Raw genomic sequence first — 18,205 nt, 5'->3', positions numbered from 1 at the left:
GGTCCGGAACGCGGCAGGTGCGCGTGCCGGGCCCCGCGTCTTTGTCAAGATCCACCGGGCACGCCCCTCGCTACAGAGCCTTACTTTCGCGTACGGTTGACGGCTGCCCAGCACGTCAGAAGGGGGCCCGGTGGCCGCACAGGCTCAACAGGAGACCGCGCTCGACACGGTGTCCGACAAATCCGCCCAGGATTCACTACGGGACCGGGAGATCAGCGTCGAACAGGCACACCTGGACCGGGTGTACCGGCGGCTCGAAGAGAAGATCCACGAGGCCGAGTTCCTCATGAACGACGCGGCCAAACGCGGTCAGGTCGGCACGCCCGGCGCGCTCGCCGAACGGGACGCACAGGTGTTCCGCGCCGGTATCCACCTCAACCGGCTCAACAACGAGTTCGAGGACTTTCTCTTCGGCAGGATCGACCTCCTGCTCGGCGAGGACGGCAAGAAGGGGCCCGACGGCGCCTACACCGCCGTGGAGCCGGCCGAAGGCGCTGTCCGGGACGACCAGACCGCCGACATCGCCGAGACCCTGCACATCGGCCGTATCGGAGTCCTGGACTCCGAGTACGCGCCCCTCGTCATCGACTGGCGGGCGCCCGCCGCGGCGCCCTTCTACCGGTCGACGCCGGTCGACCCGGGGCGTGTCGTACGGCGCCGGGTCATCCGGTCGAAGGGGCGGCGGGTCCTCGGGGTCGAAGACGACCTGATGCGGCCGGAGTTGACCGCCTTCCTCGAAGGCGAGCAGCTCGCCGTCATCGGCGACGGCGCCCTCATGGCCGCGCTCGGCCAGGCCCGCAGCCACACCATGCGCGACATCGTGGCGTCGATCCAGGCCGAGCAGGACCTGGTGATCCGCGCCCCCGCCGCCTCGGTGACGTACGTCGAGGGCGGCCCGGGGACCGGCAAGACGGCCGTCGCGCTGCACCGCGCCGCCTACCTGCTCTACCAGGACCGGCGCCGGTACGCGGGCGGCATCCTCATCGTCTCGCCCACCCCGCTGCTGGTGGCGTACACGGAGGGCGTCCTGCCGTCCCTCGGCGAGGAGGGCCAGGTCGCCATCCGGGCCATCGGCTCGCTCGTCGACGGCGCCGAGGCCACCCTGTACGACTCCCCGGCCGTGGCCCGCGCCAAGGGCTCGTACCGGATGCTCGCGGTGCTGCGGAAGGCCGCGCGCGGGGCCCTGGAGCTGAGCGACGCGCCGAACCGGCTGCGGGTCGTCGCCTTCGGGCGCCGGCTCGAACTGGAGGCCGCCGACCTGGAGCGCGTCCGGCAGAGCGCGCTCAGCGGTACGGCCCCGGTCAACATGCTGCGCCCGCGCGCCCGCAAGCTCCTCCTGGACGCCCTGTGGGAGCGCTCCGGCTCGGCCGGGCGGCACACGGACCCCGAGCTGGCCGCCGAACTGCGCTCGTCCTTCGACGAGGACATCGCGAGCGAGGACGACTTCATCGCGTTCCTCGACGCCTGGTGGCCCGAACTCACCCCGCGCGCCGTCCTGGAGTCCATGTCCGACGAGCGCAAGCTCGGCCGCTGGGCCCGGCGCATCCTCAACCCCGGCGAGGTCCGCAGGGTCGCCCGCGCACTGAAGCGGGACGGCCTCTCGGTCCACGACGTGGCCGTCCTCGACGAACTCCAGGCGATCCTCGGCACCCCGGCCCGCCCCCGCAAGCGGCGCGACCTGGACCCGCTGGACCAGCTCACCGGCCTCGAAGAGCTGATGCCGACGCGCGAGGAGTCGCAGCGCGAACGGGCCGAGCGGCTCGCCCAGGAGCGCGTCGAATACGCCCACGTCATCGTCGACGAGGCCCAGGACCTCACCCCGATGCAGTGGCGCATGGTCGGCCGCCGTGGCCGGCACGCCACCTGGACGGTCGTAGGGGACCCGGCCCAGTCCTCCTGGTCCGACCCCGACGAGGCCGCCGAGGCCCGTGACGAGGCCCTCGGCTCCCGCCCCCGCCGCCGCTTCACCCTCACGGTCAACTACCGCAACCCGGCCGAGATCGCGGAACTGGCGGCGAAGGTCCTGGCCCTGGCGATGCCCGGCTCCGAGTCCCCGTCCGCGGTCCGCTCGACGGGAGTGAAGCCCCACTTCGCCGTCGTACGGAACTCGTTGTCGGAGTCGGTCCGCGCGGAGGCCGCCCAGCTGCTCGACCGCGTCGACGGCACGGTGGGCGTGGTCGTCGCCATGAACCGCCGCGAGGAGGCCCGCCGTTGGCTCACCGGCCTCGGGGACCGGGTCGTGGCCCTCGGCAGCCTGGAGGCCAAGGGGCTGGAGTACGACGCGACGGTGGTCGTCTCGCCTGCGGAGATCGCCGACGAGTCGCCCGCCGGGCTCCGTGTCCTGTACGTCGCTCTCACCCGCGCGACCCAGCAGCTCACGGTCGTCTCGGCCGAGCGGGACGAGCCGGACGCGAACGGGGTGCCGGACCTTCTCAGGGACTAATACGGTGAACCTTCGGGATGGGAATGGTCTTACGGGATCTGTTTGTTAGCCTGGATGTGACACCGGCCCGATCCAAGCCCCCGGGCCCAACCTTCGTCGCTTAGAGCGACCACTTGCCGCGAGGCGAGCATGGCGGGTCGGTGTCATTGCTTGTCAGAGAGGTCCCCGTCACGGGAAAAGTGACGGGGGCCTCTTTTTCTTGCGAACAAAACGTTCGCAATCGGGGGCGGCTAACGCCTACCCGGTAGTAGGTGCGACCATCGGAACGCGTACTCAGCTCAACGGTGAAAGCAGAGGAAGTCGGCCATGGCTACGGCGCCCAGCGTCTCCTACTCGATCACGGTCCGTCTGGAGGTGCCCGCCAGCGGAACGGCGGTATCCCAGATCACCACGGCCGTGGAGTCCCACGGAGGCTCGGTGACCGGCCTCGACGTGACCGCCTCCGGCCACGAGAAGCTCCGTATCGACGTCACCATCGCGGCGACGTCCACGGCGCACGCCGACGAGATCGTCCAGCAGCTGCGCGGCATCGAGGGCGTCACGCTGGGCAAGGTCTCGGACCGTACGTTCCTCATGCACCTCGGCGGCAAGATCGAGATGCAGTCCAAGCACCCGATCCGCAACCGTGACGACCTCTCCATGATCTACACCCCGGGCGTGGCCCGCGTGTGCATGGCGATCGCGGAGAACCCCGAGGACGCGCGCCGCCTCACCATCAAGCGCAACACCGTCGCGGTCGTGACGGACGGCTCGGCGGTCCTGGGTCTGGGCAACATCGGCCCGATGGCCGCCATGCCGGTCATGGAGGGCAAGGCGGCCCTCTTCAAGCGCTTCGCCGACATCGACGCCTGGCCGCTGTGCCTGGACACCCAGGACACCGACGAGATCGTCGCGATCGTCAAGGCGATCGCCCCGGGCTTCGCCGGCATCAACCTGGAGGACATCTCCGCGCCGCGCTGCTTCGAGATCGAGGCCCGGCTGCGCGAGGCCCTCGACATCCCCGTCTTCCACGACGACCAGCACGGCACCGCGATCGTGGTGCTCGCCGCGCTGACGAACGCGCTGCGGGTCGCCGGCAAGGGCATCGGTGACATCCGGGTCGTCATGTCCGGCGCGGGCGCGGCCGGTACGGCCATCCTCAAGCTGCTGATCGCCGCCGGCGTCAAGAACGCGGTCGTCGCCGACATCCACGGTGTCGTGCACGCGGGCCGCGAGGACCTGGTCGACGCCAAGCCCGACTCGCCGCTGCGCTGGATCGCCGACAACACCAACCCCGACGGCCTCACCGGCACCCTGAAGGAGGCCGTGCGCGGCGCCGACGTCTTCGTGGGCGTCTCCGCCCCGAACGTCCTCGACGGCGACGACGTGGCCGCGATGGCCGAGGGCGCGATCGTGTTCGCGCTCGCGAACCCGGACCCCGAGGTCGACCCGACGATCGCCCGTCAGACGGCCGCGGTTGTCGCCACGGGCCGCTCGGACTTCCCGAACCAGATCAACAACGTGCTGGTCTTCCCGGGTGTCTTCCGCGGTCTGCTGGACGCGCAGTCCCGCACCGTCAACACCGAGATGATGCTGGCCGCGGCGAGCGCACTCGCGAACGTGGTGACCGAGGACGAGCTGAACGCGAACTACATCATCCCCAGCGTCTTCAACGACAAGGTCGCCGGCGCGGTCGCGGGCGCGGTGCGCGACGCGGCGAAGGCGGCGGGAGCGGCGGCGGCCTCGACGGCGCCCTCCGCGTCGTAGAACCCCTCGAACGGCGGGTGTGCGGCGGGTGTGCGGCGGTTGTGAGGATCGCCACGGCCGAGCGCACACCGGCGCGTCGCGGAACCCGGGGCCTTCGGCGGCCGTTTATCGTGGCGGCCAGGTTTCGGGCCTTCCAGGCCCGGCCCTCGCTGCCGGGAGCCGACGGAGCGTCATCACGCAGAGGGCGTGGCGCTCTTCGTGTGACTCCCAAGGGTGTTCTCGCGACTCCTACGGGTGCCGGATTGGCTTTCCCGCCGCAGGTAGGGGCAGGATGCGTCTTCGGGCGCGAGGGTCTGGACGACGGACCCGGGTCCGGGGACTCACCGAGGACCCTGGCAGCATCGGCTTCACCGTGCCCGATATGCGGCTCCGCCGCGTGGCACGCCTCAAACGGCAAGAAGAACACGGGAGTAACAACATGAACCGCAGTGAGCTGGTGGCCGCGCTGGCCGACCGTGCCGAGGTGACCCGCAAGGACGCCGACGCCGTTCTGGCCGCGTTCGCCGAGACCGTCGGCGAGATCGTCTCCAAGGGCGACGAGAAGGTCACGATCCCCGGCTTCCTGACCTTCGAGCGCACCCACCGTGCCGCTCGCACCGCGCGCAACCCGCAGACCGGCGACCCGATCAACATCCCCGCCGGTTACAGCGTCAAGGTGTCCGCGGGCTCGAAGCTCAAGGAAGCCGCCAAGGGCAAGTAGGCCTTCGCGTACGCGACGGGATTGCGTACGAGGCTCAAGTAACGCGAATGGGGCGACCACCCGGTCAGGGTGGCCGCCCCATCGTCGTACTACAGATGCTTAACCCAGGGCCTTGCCCGGGAGTTCGACCTTCGCGCCCAGCTCCATGAGCTTCTCCATGAAGTTCTCGTAGCCGCGGTTGATGAGGTCGATGCCGTGGACGCGGGACGTGCCCTGGGCCGCCAGCGCGGCGATGAGGTACGAGAAGCCGCCGCGGAGGTCGGGGATGACCAGGTCGGCGCCCTGGAGGCGGGTCGGGCCCGAGACGACCGCCGAGTGCAGGAAGTTGCGCTGGCCGAAGCGGCAGTGGGAGCCGCCCAGGCACTCGCGGTAGAGCTGGATGTGCGCGCCCATCTGGTTGAGCGCGGAGGTGAAGCCCAGCCGGGACTCGTAGACCGTCTCGTGCACGATGGAGAGGCCCGTCGCCTGGGTGAGGGCGACGACCAGGGGCTGCTGCCAGTCCGTCTGGAAGCCGGGGTGCACGTCCGTTTCGAGCGCGATGGACTTCAACTGCCCGCCGGGGTGCCAGAAGCGGATGCCCTCGTCGTCGATCGCGAAGGCACCGCCCACCTTCCGGTAGGTGTTGAGGAACGTCATCATCGAGCGCTGCTGCGCGCCCTTGACGTAGATGTTGCCCTCGGTCGCCAGCGCCGCGGACGCCCAGGACGCGGCCTCCAGACGGTCCGGGAGGGCCGCGTGGGTGTAGCCGCCGAGCGAGTCCACACCGGTGATGCGGATCGTGCGGTCGGTGTCCATGGCGATGATCGCGCCCATCTTCTGCAGTACGCAGATGAGGTCCTCGATCTCCGGTTCCACGGCCGCGTTGGCGAGTTCGGTGACGCCCTCCGCCAACACCGCCGTCAGCAGCACCTGTTCGGTCGCGCCGACGGACGGGTACGGCAGCTGGATCTTCGTGCCGCGCAGCCGCTGCGGGGCCTCCAGGTACTGGCCGTCCGCCCGCTTCTCGATCTTCGCGCCGAACTGCCGCAGCACCTCGAAGTGGAAGTCGATCGGCCGGCCGCCGATGTCACAGCCGCCGAGCCCCGGGATGAACGCGTGCCCGAGCCGGTGAAGGAGCGGACCGCAGAACAGGATCGGGATGCGCGACGAGCCCGCGTGGGCATCGATGTCGGCGACGTTGGCGCTCTCCACGTGCGACGGATCGAGCACCAGCTCGCCCGGCTCCTCACCCGGACGGACCGTCACCCCGTGCAGTTGCAGGAGTCCGCGTACGACACGAACGTCTCGGATGTCCGGTACGTTGCGCAGTCGACTTGGCTCACTGCCCAGCAGGGCGGCGACCATGGCCTTGGGTACGAGGTTCTTCGCACCGCGGACACGGATCTCGCCCTCCAGCGGGGTTCCGCCGTGGACAAGCAGTACGTCGTCTGAGCCGTTGACGGTCATGAATCTCGCGTTCCGTGGAGTTGGGCAGGGGCCGAAGAGACAGAGTAATCGCCGCCCACCCCCCTCCTGTAAGCCCGAGGACCGCTCAGCCACGTCATAGCTGTGTCACAACACGAACCGTTCTCAATCGGACACATGGGGTCACGGGGTGGGGGTGTGCGCGGAGGACGCTTCGGTGCGCCCTGAGCTGCATGCACTCTGGTACCCGCATTGCGTCCCCCATCACGGGGAAGATGCGGGATCATGTCAGGCATGACCGAGGTGTCCTCGCTCACAGGGCGGTTGCTCGTGGCAACACCCGCCCTGGCGGACCCGAACTTCGACCGCGCGGTGGTGCTCCTTCTCGACCACGACGAGGAGGGCTCCCTCGGTGTCGTCCTCAACCGGCCGACTCCTGTGGACGTCGGCGACATCCTGGAGGGCTGGGCGGATCTCGCCGGCGAGCCGGGCGTCGTCTTCCAGGGCGGGCCGGTGCAGTTGGACTCGGCCCTCGGCGTCGCCGTCATCCCGGGCGGCGCGGCCGGCGAGCGCGCCCCGCTCGGCTGGCGGCGCGTGCACGGCGCGATCGGACTCGTCGACCTGGAGGCCCCGCCGGAGCTGCTCGCCTCGGCGCTCGGCTCGCTGCGGATCTTCGCCGGATACGCCGGCTGGGGACCCGGGCAGCTGGAGTCTGAACTGGTGGAGGGCGCCTGGTACGTCGTCGAGTCGGAGCCCGGCGACGTGTCCTCGCCGTCCCCGGAGAGACTCTGGCGCGAGGTGCTGCGCCGCCAGCGCAGTGAGCTGGCGATGGTGGCGACGTATCCGGACGACGCCTCGCTGAACTGATCCCTGAACCGATCCTTGAACCGATCCCCGAACTGAACGACCCTTCGCGGAACTGATGCCCGTGAGCTTCAGTACCCTTGGCCGTATGAGCACTCTTGAGCCCGAGCGCGGGACTGGTACGGGGACCCTCGTAGAGCCGACGCCCCAGGTGTCGCACGGCGACGGGGACCATGAGCGCTTCGCCCATTACGTCCAGAAGGACAAGATCATGGCGAGCGCCCTCGACGGCACTCCCGTGGTGGCGTTGTGCGGGAAGGTCTGGGTGCCGGGCCGCGACCCGAAGAAGTACCCGGTGTGTCCCATGTGCAAGGAGATCTACGAGTCCATGGGCTCGGGTGGCGACGGCGACAAGGGCAAGGGCGGCGACAAGTAGCCGTTCGGCCGGTCTGACTTTCTGAGGCTCTTGGTTTCTGAGGCCCTCAGGGCGCGCTTCGGTGCGCCCTGAGGGCCTTTTGCATGTTTCGACGGCTTTTCGGCTGGCTTTCGCGTGTCACGAAGTGGTTGAGACCTCTTGTGGCCGCGTTCATCTACTCCTTAATCTCCGTGGTGTTGTGCAGAGCGAAACGCCCATTGCATATGTTGCAACGCACGCCCGGATTCCCGGAGGAACGCTCCATGAAGCTCGCCCCCAGATTCGCCGTACTCCTGGCGGCTGCCGCTGTCGTCGCCGGCTGCGCGCCCCAGACCTCCGACAACTCGTCCTCGGACAAGGACGACCAGAGCGGCACCCTGCGGGTGTGGCTCTTCCAGGAGGTCGGCAACGACCCGAAGGCGAAGGTCGTCGACTCCGTGGTCACCGCCTTCGAGAAGGCCCACAAGGGCACCAAGGTGGACGTCGAGTACATCCCGATCGACACCCGCGCCCAGCGCGTCAAGGCCGCCTTCAACGACCCGAAGTCCGCGCCCGACGTCATGGAGTACGGCAACACCGACACGGCCGGCTATGTGAAGGACGGCGGACTCCTCGACGTCACCAAGGAGTTCGGCGCGTGGAGTGAGGCCAAGGACACCGACCCGACCGCGAAGCAGTCCGTCACGGTCGACGGCAAGACGTACGGCTCCCCGTTCTACGTCGGCGTCCGCGCCCTGTACTACCGCACCGACGTGTTCAAGGACCTGGGCCTGCAACCCCCCAAGTCCATGGCCGAGTTGGCAGCCACCGCCCGGAAGATCCACAAGGCGAAGTCCGACCTCTACGGCCTGGTCGTCGGCGGCGCCTACACGTACGGCGCGATGCCCTTCGTGTGGGCCAACGGTGGTGAACTCGCCACCGCCAAGGGGGGTTCGTACACCTCCGGGATCGACAGTGCCGCCGCGCAGAAGGGCATCAAGGCCTACACCTCCCTCTTCACGAGCGACAACTGTCCCGCCGCCAAGTGCGCGGTGATGGGCGGCAACGACACGATCACCGCGTTCGCCGCCGGCAAGGCGGGGATGGCGATCGGGGGCGACTTCAGCCACACGGCTGTCGAGGCGGGCAAGGTCAAGGGCAAGTACGCGGTCGTGCCGTTGCCGGGGGTCGCGTCCGGGTCTGTCGCTCCCGCGTTCGCCGGGGGCAACAACATCGGTGTCCTGAAGAGCACGTCGCACCGCACGCTGGCGGTGGATCTGATGGAGCAGCTCACCTCGAAGGCTACGCAGGCGTCCATGTTCGACGCGATGGGGTTCCTGCCGACGTTCACCGACGTCCGGGATGCGGCTGCGGCGAAGGTGCCGTTCGAGAAGCCGTTCGTTCAGACCCTGGCTGCGGGGACGAAGTTCGTGCCTGCGTCGCCCGGTTGGTCGGAGATCGATTCTTCGCTGGTGCTGCCGACGATGCTGCAGGAGGTCATCAGCGGGAAGAAGGACGTGGCGGCGGCTTCTAAGGACGCGGCGAAGAAGATGAACGCGGCGTTTAGCTCTGCGGGTTGATCCGGTGGCGCCTAATAGCTCGGTTGTTGTGGAGCGTTCGCGGGTGCGGGAGCGTCGTGGCTTGTCGCGCAGTTCCCCGCGCCCCCAAGGGCGTTCAGGTACGCCTTGGTTGTATCTTGCCCCGGCTCTTGTGGTCCTTGGTGGGCTGTTGGTCTACCCGATCTATCAGCTCGGCCTGATCTCCTTCTTCCAGTACACGCAAGCCCAGGTCAGTGGTGGGGAGCCGACTGCCTTCGAGGGGTTCGGGAACTACTCCGCGCTCTTCTCGGACAGTCAGTTCTGGCAAGTGCTGGTGGCCACCGTGTTGTTCGCGGGGGCGTGTGTGGTGTCGACGCTCGCTGTCGGGTGTGCGCTCGCCGTGTTGCTCACGCGGGTGCGGGCCTTGCCTCGGCTGGTGTTGATGCTGGCCGCGCTCGGCGCTTGGGCGACACCGGCGGTCACTGGTTCCACGGTCTGGTTGCTGCTCTTCGACCCTGACTTCGGGCCGGTGAATCGCATCCTCGGCCTCGGAGATCACTCCTGGACGTACGGGCGGCTGAGCGCGTTCTTCCTCGTGTTGCTCGAAGTGGTGTGGTGCTCCTTCCCGTTCGTGATGGTGACCGTCTACGCCGGGATCCGTGCCGTGCCCTCCGAGGTGCTGGAGGCCGCCGCGCTGGACGGGGCCTCGCAGTGGCGGATCTGGCGGTCCGTGCTGACGCCGATGCTGCGGCCGATCCTGACCGTCGTGACCATTCAGTCCGTCATCTGGGACTTCAAGGTCTTCACCCAGATCTACGTCATGACCAACGGCGGCGGCATCGCGGGCCAGAACCTCGTGCTGAACGTGTACGCCTACCAACAGGCGTTCGCGTCCTCGAAGTACAGCCTCGGTTCGGCGATCGGTGTCGTCATGCTGCTGATGCTGCTCGCCGTCACGCTGGTCTATCTGCGCCTGCTGCGCAGGCAGGGGGAGGAGCTGTGAGTCTGCTTCGCGGTCTTGGCGGCTTTGTACGACGACCCCGGCGGCCCTGGCGGCTCGCTGCCGAGGCCTCGGCGCTGCTGATCGCGGTCGTCGTCGCCTTCCCCCTCTATTGGATGGTGCTCAGCGCTTTCAAACCGGCCGGGGAGATCGAGTCGAGCGAGCCCCGGCCGTGGACGCTCGCGCCCTCTCTGGACTCGTTCCGGCGGGTGTTCGGGCAGCAGGAATTCGGCCGTTACTTCGTCAACAGCCTTGTCGTGGCGGGCTCGGTGGTCATCGTCTCGGCGTTGATCGCCTTTCTCGCCGCTACGGCGGTGACGCGATTCCGGTTCCGCTTCCGGACCACCCTCCTGATCATGTTCCTGGTGGCCCAGATGGTGCCCGTGGAAGCGCTGACGATCCCGCTGTTCTTCACCATGCGGGGGCTCGGGCTGCTGAACACGCTGGGGGCGCTGATCCTGCCTCAGATCGCGTTCTCGCTGCCGTTCGCGATCTGGATGCTGCGGGGGTTCGTGAAAGCCGTACCGGACGCGCTGGAGGAGGCCGCGTACATCGACGGGGCGAGCCGGTCGCGATTCCTGTGGCAGATCCTTTTCCCGCTCGTCTTCCCGGGGTTGGTCGCCACGAGCGTGTTTTCCTTCATCTCGGCCTGGAACGACTTCCTCTTCGCCAAGTCCTTCATCATCAGCGACACTTCCCAGTCGACCCTGCCGATGGCCCTCCTTGTCTTCTACAAGCCGGACGATCCTGACTGGGGCGGGGTCATGGCGGCCTCCACGGTGATGACGATTCCGGTGCTGGTGTTCTTCGTACTCGTACAGCGACGTCTGGTCTCGGGGCTGGGCGGAGCGGTTAAGGACTGACGTGACCGAACTGATTCCTCAGCCCCGCAGTGTTGCCGTCGGTTCCGGCGAGGTGCGGCTGACGAAGCGCTCCAAGCTCTACGCCGGCGACGCGACGGAAGGCGTCGGCAACTGGATGCGCACTGCCCTCCAGCAGGCCACCGGTCTGCCGCTGCACGAGGGGCGGGAACTCGACGACGCCCGCGACGGCGGCATCGGGCTTCAACTCGACGACGCGCTCGGCCCCGAGGAGTACCGCCTCGTCAGTGACTCGAACGGGGTCTTCATCGAGGGCGGCAGCCCGGCCGGGGTTTTCTGGGGCGCCCAGACGCTCCGTCAACTCCTCGGCCCCGACGCGTATCGCAGGGCTCCGCTCGACCGCGGTCGGACCTGGGCCGTGCCGCATCTCACGATCCAGGACTCCCCACGTTTCCGCTGGCGCGGCCTCATGCTCGACGTAGCCCGGCACTTCATGCCCAAGGAAGGCGTCCTGCGCTACCTGGATCTCATGGCGGCGCACAAACTCAACGTCTTCCACTTCCACTTGACGGACGACCAGGGGTGGCGCGTACAGATCAACCGCTACCCGAAGCTGACCGAGATCGGCTCCTGGCGGGCCCGTACGAAATTCGGCCACCGTGCCTCACCGCTGTGGGACGACAAGCCCCACGGCGGCTTCTACACGCAGGACGACATCCGGGAGATCGTCGCCTACGCGGCCGAGCGGCATATCACCGTCATCCCGGAAATCGACGTACCGGGACACTCGCAGGCCGCCATCGCCGCGTATCCGGAACTCGGCAACACCGACGTCATCACTGCATCGATCGAGGGGGGCAACTCCCTCTCCGTCTGGGACAACTGGGGGATCAACCCCAACGTACTGGCCCCCACTGACAACACCCTGCGGTTCTACGAGGGGGTGTTCGAGGAACTCCTGGAGCTGTTCCCCTCGGAGTTCATTCACGTCGGCGGTGACGAATGCCTCAAGGACCAGTGGAAGCAGTCGCCGACCGCGCAGGCGCGCATCGCGGAACTCGGGCTCGCGGACGAGGACGAGTTGCAGTCCTGGTTCATCGGACACTTCGACAAGTGGCTCTCCGCGCGCGGGAGAAGGCTTGTCGGGTGGGACGAGATCCTGGAGGGCGGGCTCGCGGACGGGGCGGTCGTGTCGTCCTGGCGTGGGTACGAGGGCGGGATCACCGCCGCCCGCGCGGGGCACGACGTCGTCATGTGCCCTGAGCAGTATGTGTACTTGGACTGGCGGCAGGCTCCGGGCGAGGACGAGCCGGTGCCGATCGCCCATGTGCGCACCCTGGAGGACGTCTACCGCTTCGAGCCGGTTCCCGAGCAGCTCAGCGAGGCCGAGGCCCGTCATGTGCTGGGCACGCAGGCCAACGTGTGGACCGAGGTGATGGAGGACCACGCACGCGTGGACTACCAGACGTTCCCCCGGCTCGCGGCCTTCGCCGAGGTCGCCTGGAGCGCTCTTCCGGCGCCCGGGGAACGGGACTTCGCCGACTTCGAGCGCCGGATGACCGCCCACTACGCGCGCCTCGACGCCCTGGGCGTCGCCTACCGTCCGCCCACCGGACCACTGCCATGGCAACGTCGCCCCGGAGTGCTCGGCCGACCCAAGGACGGCCCGCCCCCGCGCGCGTGAGAACGCGCGGAACCCGTAAGGGGAAAAGCCCCCAAGAGTCCCCGATGGGTGGCAATTTGCGCGTACCGGTGATGCCGTACGAAAACGGACCATCTCCCGGATGAGACGGGCGAATGCCTCCTAGCGGACCCCCGCGCTCGGGTCTTGCGAAGATGTGCCAGAGTTGCCACGTCCGCCCTGTCAGCACGTACCGTACGGCAGCAACAGGTGGGACCAGGTGGGGCAGCGGGAAGGGGTAGCCGGTTTGACCACGCACGCACCGCAGGCGGGGCAGTCCGTCACGCTGCCCACAACGCTGGACGAGGCCGTGGCGGCGCTCACGGCCCTGCCCACGGCCGTTCCCGTGGCCGGCGGCACCGACCTCATGGCGGCCGTCAACTCGGGGCAGCTCAGGCCCAGCGCGCTGGTCGGTCTCGGGCGGATCAGCGAGATCCGCGGGTGGCAGTACCAGGACGGGCACGCGCTGCTCGGCGCGGGCCTCACGCATGCCCGGATGGGCCGCCCGGACTTCGCCGCCCTCATCCCGGCGCTCGCCGCCTCCGCGCGTGCCGCGGGCCCGCCGCAGATCCGCAACGCGGGCACCCTGGGCGGCAACATCGCCTCGGCCGCGCCCACCGGTGACGCGCTGCCCGTACTGGCCGCCCTGGAGGCGACGCTGATCATCGCGGGCCAGGACGGAGCCCGCCGGGAGATCCCGGTGTCGCACCTGTTGGCCGGCGTGGAGATGCTGCGCGGCGGCGAACTCATCGGCTTCGTGCGCGTGCCGCTGCTGCACGCCCCGCAGGTCTTCCTGAAGGCCACCGGCAGGACAGGACCCGGGCGCTCGGTCGCGTCCGTCGCGGTCGTCCTCGACCCCGCCAGGCGCGGGGTCAGGTGCGCCGTCGGAGCCATAGCGCCGATGCCGCTCAGACCGCTGGACGCCGAACAGTGGGTGGCCCGGCTGATCGACTGGGACAACAGCCGCACGATCGTCCCCGAGGCGCTGAGCGCCTTCGGGGAGTACGTCGCCGCGGCCTGCATCCCCGACCCGGTACCGGCCGAGGACGGCTCCGTGGAACAGCTTCCGCCCGCGGTACTGCACCTGCGGCGCACCGTCGCCGCACTGGCCCGACGAGCACTCGGGAGGGCGCTGTCGTGACCGACGACCAGCACGGAGAGGGCACCCCTCAGGGCGGCGGACGCTGGGACCCGCTGCCCCAGGGCGACTACGACGACGGCGCCACGGCCTTCGTGAAACTCCCCGAAGGGGGCATCGATGCCCTCCTGGCCGCCCCGGGGCACGGCTATGTGCCGCCGCCCATAGAGGCCGCCCCGGACGCCGACCCGTCGTCGTCCGGGTCCTGGGCGGTGCCCGCCGAGGGCGTCCAGTGGCCCGACCCGAACGCCGTACCGCAGCAGGGGACGGCCGGGGGCGACCAGTTCTCGTACCGCCCCGGCGGCACCGGCCAGTGGACATTCCAAGACACCAACGCCCCAGACGGGGGCGGAGCTTCCGGGCGTGACGTGACCGGGGAGTGGTCGATCCCCGTCGCCGGTGGTGATCTCCCGGACGAATCGGGCGAGTTCACCACCTCGGCTTTGGTCGAGCAGTGGGGCGGCACCCCTCCGGCCACCCTGCCCGGCGGCGCGCCCGCGCCCTGGGCGACGGACGGCGCGGGCCAGAACTGGGCACAGCAGGCGTCCGGCGCGGACGTGGCGGAGCGGCCCGGGACCCGCACGGACGGGCACGGCATGGAACACCCGGCCGACCGGTCCGGGACGACCGGCGAGGTGTCGGCGCAGGCCGCCACCCGGCCGCCCGCCGAAGCGACCCGGCAGCCGTACGGCGAACCCGGCGACCCGTACGCGCACACCCGTTCCGAAGCCCCTGGCGACCCCTACGGCGACGCGCGCGCCGACCGCCACGACGACACCGCCGCCGAACTCGCCGCGGACGACGCACAGTCGGCTCATGGGAGCGGCGCGGCGGGCGACGACGGCGAAGGGTCCGCGGAGGGCGCCGAGGGGCCCGCTGAGACGTCCGCGGCGGCCGACGCGGCCGAGGATGCCGACGACGCTCCGGAGGCCGCTGAGGCGCCCGTGACGGCCGTCGAGCCCGACGCGCCGGACGAGGCCGCCGAACCGGCCCCGAAGATCCCCGGCGAGGAACACCCGCTCGCCTCCTACGTGTTGCGCGTCAACGGCGCCGACCGGCCCGTCACCGACGCCTGGATCGGCGAGTCGCTGCTCTACGTGCTGCGCGAACGCCTCGGCCTCGCGGGCGCCAAGGACGGCTGCTCGCAGGGCGAGTGCGGAGCCTGCAACGTCCAGGTCGACGGACGGCTCGTCGCCTCCTGCCTGGTGCCCGCCGTCACCGCCGCCGGCTCCGAGGTCCGTACGGTCGAGGGTCTCGCCGTCGAGGGTCAGCCCTCCGACGTGCAGCGGGCGCTCGCCAAGTGCGGTGCCGTGCAGTGCGGTTTCTGCGTGCCCGGCATGGCGATGACCGTGCACGACCTCCTGGAGGGCAACCCCGCGCCCACCGAACTGGAGGCGCGCCAGGCCCTGTGCGGCAACCTGTGCCGCTGCTCCGGCTACCGGGGTGTCCTGGACGCCGTACAGGAAGTCGTCGCCGAACGTGAGGCGCACGCCGCTGCCGCCGAACCTGAGTCGGACGGCGACGAGGCGCGTATTCCCCACCAGGCGGGTCCCGGGGGCGGTGGCGTCCACCAGTCGGCGTTCGAGTCCCCGCGCACGCAGGACCAGGTCTACGGCCAGGACGGAGGTCAGGCGTGAGCAACGAAGCCGCCACCGCGACCACGGAGGCCGCGCCCGCCGCGGAGCATCCGGGCCACGGCCTGGGCGCCTCCCTCCCGGCCGCCGACGCCCGCGCGAAGACCGAGGGCACCTTCCCGTACGCGGCCGACCTGTGGGCCGAGGGCCTGCTCTGGGCGGCCGTCCTGCGCTCACCGCACCCGCACGCGCGCATCGTGTCCGTCGACACGTCCCACGCGCGCGACATGCCGGGCGTACGGGCCGTCATCACCCACGAGGACGTGCCGGGCCGGGACCGCTACGGCCGGGGCACGGCCGACCGACCGGTGTTCGCCTCCGAGGTCGTCCGCCACCACGGGGAGCCCATCGCCGCGGTCGCCGCCGACCACCCCGACACCGCGCGGATGGCCGCCGCGGCCATCATGGTCGAGTACGAGGTACTCGACCCGGTGACCGACCCCGAGCAGGCCTTCGAGGCCGAGCCGCTGCACCCCGACGGCAACCTGATCCGGCACATCCCGCTGCGTCACGGCGACCCGGACGCGGTCGCCGACATCGTCGTGGAGGGCCTGTACCGCATCGGCCGCCAGGACCCTGCCCCCATCGGCGCCGAGGCCGGTCTCGCCGTGCCCCGCCCCGACGGCGGCGTCGAGCTGTACATCGCCTCCACGGACCCGCACAACGACCGCGACACGGCCGCCGCCTGCTTCGGCCTGGAGTCCGACCGCGTGAAGGTCGTCGTCACCGGCGTCCCCGGTGCCACCGCCGACCGCGAGGACCAGGGCTTCCAACTCCCGCTCGGACTGCTCGCGTTGAAGACCGGCTGCCCGGTCAAACTCACCGCCACGCGCGAGGAGTCCTTCCTCGGCCACACCCACCGCCACCCCACGCTCCTGCGCTACCGCCACCACGCGGACGAGGACGGCAGGCTGGTCAAGGTCGAGGCCCAGGTGCTGCTCGACGCGGGCGCCTACGCCGACACCTCCTCGGAGGCGCTGGCCGCCGCCGTCTCCTTCGCCTGCGGCCCGTACGTCGTCCCGAACGCCTTCATCGAGGGCTGGGCGGTCCGCACGAACAACCCGCCCTCCGGGCACGTGCGCGGCGAGGGTGCCATGCAGGTCTGCGCCGCCTACGAGGCGCAGATGGACAAGCTCGCCAAGAAGCTCGCCATGGACCCGGCCGAACTGCGCCTGCGCAACGCCATGGCCACCGGTGACGTCCTCCCGACCGGCCAGACGGTGACCTGCCCGGCGCCGGTCGCCGAACTCCTCCAGGCCGTACGGGACTTCCCGCTGCCGCAGCTCCCCAAGGACACCCCCGAGGACGAGTGGCTGCTGCCCGGCGGCCCCGAGGGCGCGGGCGAACCGGGCGCGGTGCGCCGGGGCGTCGGCTACGGCCTCGGCATGGTCCACATGCTCGGCGCCGAGGGCGCGGACGAGGTCTCCACGGCCACCGTGAAGGTCCACGACGGCATCGCTACGGTGCTGTGCGCGGCCGTCGAGACCGGCCAGGGCTTCACCACGCTCGCCCGGCAGATCGTCCAGGAGACCCTCGGTATCGACGAGGTGCACGTTGCCCCCGTAGACACCGATCAGCCCCCGGCCGGCCCCGGCTGCCGAGGACGCCACACCTGGGTATCGGGCGGCGCGGTCGAACGGGCCGCGAAAATGGTCCGCACCCAGCTACTCCAGCCGCTGGCGCACAAGTTCGGGATGTCGACCGAGCTGCTCCAGATCACCGACGGCAAGATCACCTCCTACGACGGCGTCCTCTCGACGACCGTCACCGAGGCCCTGGACGGCAAGGAACTCTGGGCCACCGCCCAGTGCCGCCCGCACCCGACCGAGCCCCTGGACGAGGCGGGCCAGGGCGACGCCTTCGTAGGGCTCGCCTTCTGCGCGATCCGCGCGGTCGTCGACGTGGACATCGAGCTGGGCTCGGTCCGGGTCGTCGAGTTGGCCCTCGCCCAGGACGTCGGCCGCATCCTGAACCCGACCCAGCTGGTCGCCCGCATCGAGGGCGGGGTAACCCAGGGCGTGGGCATCGCACTCACCGAGAACCTGCGCACCGCGCGCGGGTTGATCCGCCACCCCGACCTCACGGGCTACGCCCTGCCCACCGCCCTGGACACCCCCGACATCAAGATCGTGAAACTCGTCGAGGAACGTGACGTGGTCGCCCCCTTCGGGGCGAAGGCGGTCAGCGCGGTACCGGTGGTCACCTCCCCGGCGGCGATCGCGTCCGCCGTACGCGCCGCGACGGGCCGCCCCGTGAACCGCCTCCCGATCCGCCCGCAGGCGGCGGTGGTGACGAACAGCGGTCCCTACGGCCAGTAGGCGGGCGGACGTTGCTCAAGGGGGTCGTCCTCATCACCGGCGTGATGGCCGCGGGCAAGTCCACGGTCGCGCAGGCGCTGGCGGAGAGGTTGCCGAGGGCGGCGCATGTCCGGGGTGACGTCTTCCGGCGGATGGTCGTCTCGGGACGCGAGGAGTACGTTCCCGGTGCGGGCGGCGAGGGGGAGTCCCAACTCCGGTTGCGGTACCGGCTGTCGGCGGCGACGGCGGACGCGTACGCGGAGGCCGGGTTCACGGCGGTCGTCCAGGACGTGGTGCTGGGCGTGGAGTTGCCGGCGTACGTCGACCTGATCCGCACCCGCCCGCTGCACGTGATCGTCCTCGCACCGACCCCGGCGACCGTGACGGCACGAGAGGCGGGCCGGGCGAAGAACGGCTACGGCGCGTGGACGGTCGAGGAGTTGGACGGCACCCTGCGGACGGAGACCCCGCGCATCGGCCTGTGGCTGGACACCTCCGGGCTGACGGTGGGGGAGACGGTGGACGCGATCATCGAGGGACGGGAACGTTCGCGGGTGGTTTGAGCGTCTGATGAGGTGAGGACGTTTCGGACGTTTCGCGTCCTC

Annotated in this window: 14 protein-coding genes; 13 read left to right on the top strand and 1 reads right to left on the bottom strand. The window is 70.1% G+C overall.

Annotated features, from left to right (window positions below):
• Window positions 1-130: 130 nt before the first annotated feature.
• The 3 genes from OG588_RS18955 (at window position 131) to OG588_RS18945 (ending at window position 4,889) form a co-directional block, all read left to right on the top strand.
• Entirely contained in the window at window positions 131-2,443 is a 2,313-nt protein-coding gene (locus OG588_RS18955) for a HelD family protein (protein WP_405948328.1), read from the top strand.
• Between the two features lie 306 nt (window positions 2,444-2,749).
• Window positions 2,750-4,189: an NAD-dependent malic enzyme gene (locus OG588_RS18950; RefSeq protein ID WP_405948327.1), complete on the top strand. Its 1,440-nt coding sequence runs from the start codon at window positions 2,750-2,752 to the stop codon at window positions 4,187-4,189.
• Between the two features lie 418 nt (window positions 4,190-4,607).
• On the top strand, window positions 4,608-4,889 hold the full coding sequence (locus tag OG588_RS18945) for an HU family DNA-binding protein (RefSeq protein WP_019056394.1): 282 nt from the start codon (window positions 4,608-4,610) through the stop codon (window positions 4,887-4,889).
• 99 nt (window positions 4,890-4,988) lie between these two features.
• On the opposite strand, the gene murA is transcribed toward OG588_RS18945, so the two are convergent.
• On the bottom strand, window positions 4,989-6,335 hold the full coding sequence (gene murA / locus OG588_RS18940) for a UDP-N-acetylglucosamine 1-carboxyvinyltransferase (RefSeq protein WP_019056393.1): 1,347 nt from the start codon (window positions 6,333-6,335) through the stop codon (window positions 4,989-4,991).
• Window positions 6,336-6,587: 252 nt separating this feature from the next.
• On the opposite strand from murA, the gene OG588_RS18935 reads away from it, so the two are divergent.
• From OG588_RS18935 to OG588_RS18890, 10 genes are all read left to right on the top strand, one after another.
• Window positions 6,588-7,160: a YqgE/AlgH family protein gene (locus OG588_RS18935; RefSeq protein ID WP_405948326.1), complete on the top strand. Its 573-nt coding sequence runs from the start codon at window positions 6,588-6,590 to the stop codon at window positions 7,158-7,160.
• 85 nt (window positions 7,161-7,245) lie between these two features.
• Window positions 7,246-7,533 (top strand): DUF3039 domain-containing protein, encoded by a 288-nt coding sequence (locus OG588_RS18930; protein WP_026178118.1) that lies wholly within the window; start codon window positions 7,246-7,248, stop codon window positions 7,531-7,533.
• Window positions 7,534-7,775: 242 nt separating this feature from the next.
• On the top strand, window positions 7,776-9,071 hold the full coding sequence (locus tag OG588_RS18925) for an extracellular solute-binding protein (RefSeq protein WP_405948325.1): 1,296 nt from the start codon (window positions 7,776-7,778) through the stop codon (window positions 9,069-9,071).
• A gap of 43 nt (window positions 9,072-9,114) precedes the next feature.
• On the top strand, window positions 9,115-10,032 hold the full coding sequence (locus tag OG588_RS18920; RefSeq protein ID WP_405948324.1) for a carbohydrate ABC transporter permease: 918 nt from the start codon (window positions 9,115-9,117) through the stop codon (window positions 10,030-10,032).
• Window positions 10,029-10,892, top strand: coding sequence for a carbohydrate ABC transporter permease (locus OG588_RS18915; RefSeq protein WP_405948323.1), 864 nt, complete (start codon window positions 10,029-10,031; stop codon window positions 10,890-10,892). The genes OG588_RS18920 and OG588_RS18915 overlap by 4 nt, the downstream gene beginning before the upstream one ends.
• Window position 10,893: 1 nt before the next feature.
• Window positions 10,894-12,534, top strand: coding sequence for a beta-N-acetylhexosaminidase (locus tag OG588_RS18910; protein WP_405948322.1), 1,641 nt, complete (start codon window positions 10,894-10,896; stop codon window positions 12,532-12,534).
• Between the two features lie 244 nt (window positions 12,535-12,778).
• Window positions 12,779-13,672 carry a xanthine dehydrogenase family protein subunit M gene (locus tag OG588_RS18905; protein ID WP_019056386.1) on the top strand — a complete coding sequence of 298 codons (894 nt, stop codon included), beginning with the start codon at window positions 12,779-12,781 and terminating at the stop codon, window positions 13,670-13,672.
• Window positions 13,669-15,306, top strand: coding sequence for a 2Fe-2S iron-sulfur cluster-binding protein (locus OG588_RS18900; RefSeq protein WP_405948321.1), 1,638 nt, complete (start codon window positions 13,669-13,671; stop codon window positions 15,304-15,306). Before OG588_RS18905 ends, OG588_RS18900 begins: the two co-directional genes overlap by 4 nt.
• Window positions 15,303-17,621, top strand: a complete 2,319-nt coding sequence (locus OG588_RS18895) for a xanthine dehydrogenase family protein molybdopterin-binding subunit (protein ID WP_393043302.1) — start codon at window positions 15,303-15,305, stop codon at window positions 17,619-17,621. The genes OG588_RS18900 and OG588_RS18895 overlap by 4 nt, the downstream gene beginning before the upstream one ends.
• Window positions 17,622-17,665: 44 nt before the next feature.
• Window positions 17,666-18,163, top strand: a complete 498-nt coding sequence (locus OG588_RS18890; RefSeq protein WP_405953156.1) for an AAA family ATPase — start codon at window positions 17,666-17,668, stop codon at window positions 18,161-18,163.
• The last annotated feature ends 42 nt before the right edge of the window (window positions 18,164-18,205 follow it).

The organism is Streptomyces prunicolor (genome assembly GCF_045162825.1).
In the GTDB taxonomy this organism is placed as follows: Bacteria; Actinomycetota; Actinomycetes; order Streptomycetales; family Streptomycetaceae; genus Streptomyces; species Streptomyces prunicolor.
This window is presented reverse-complemented; position numbering and strand designations above follow the sequence as displayed.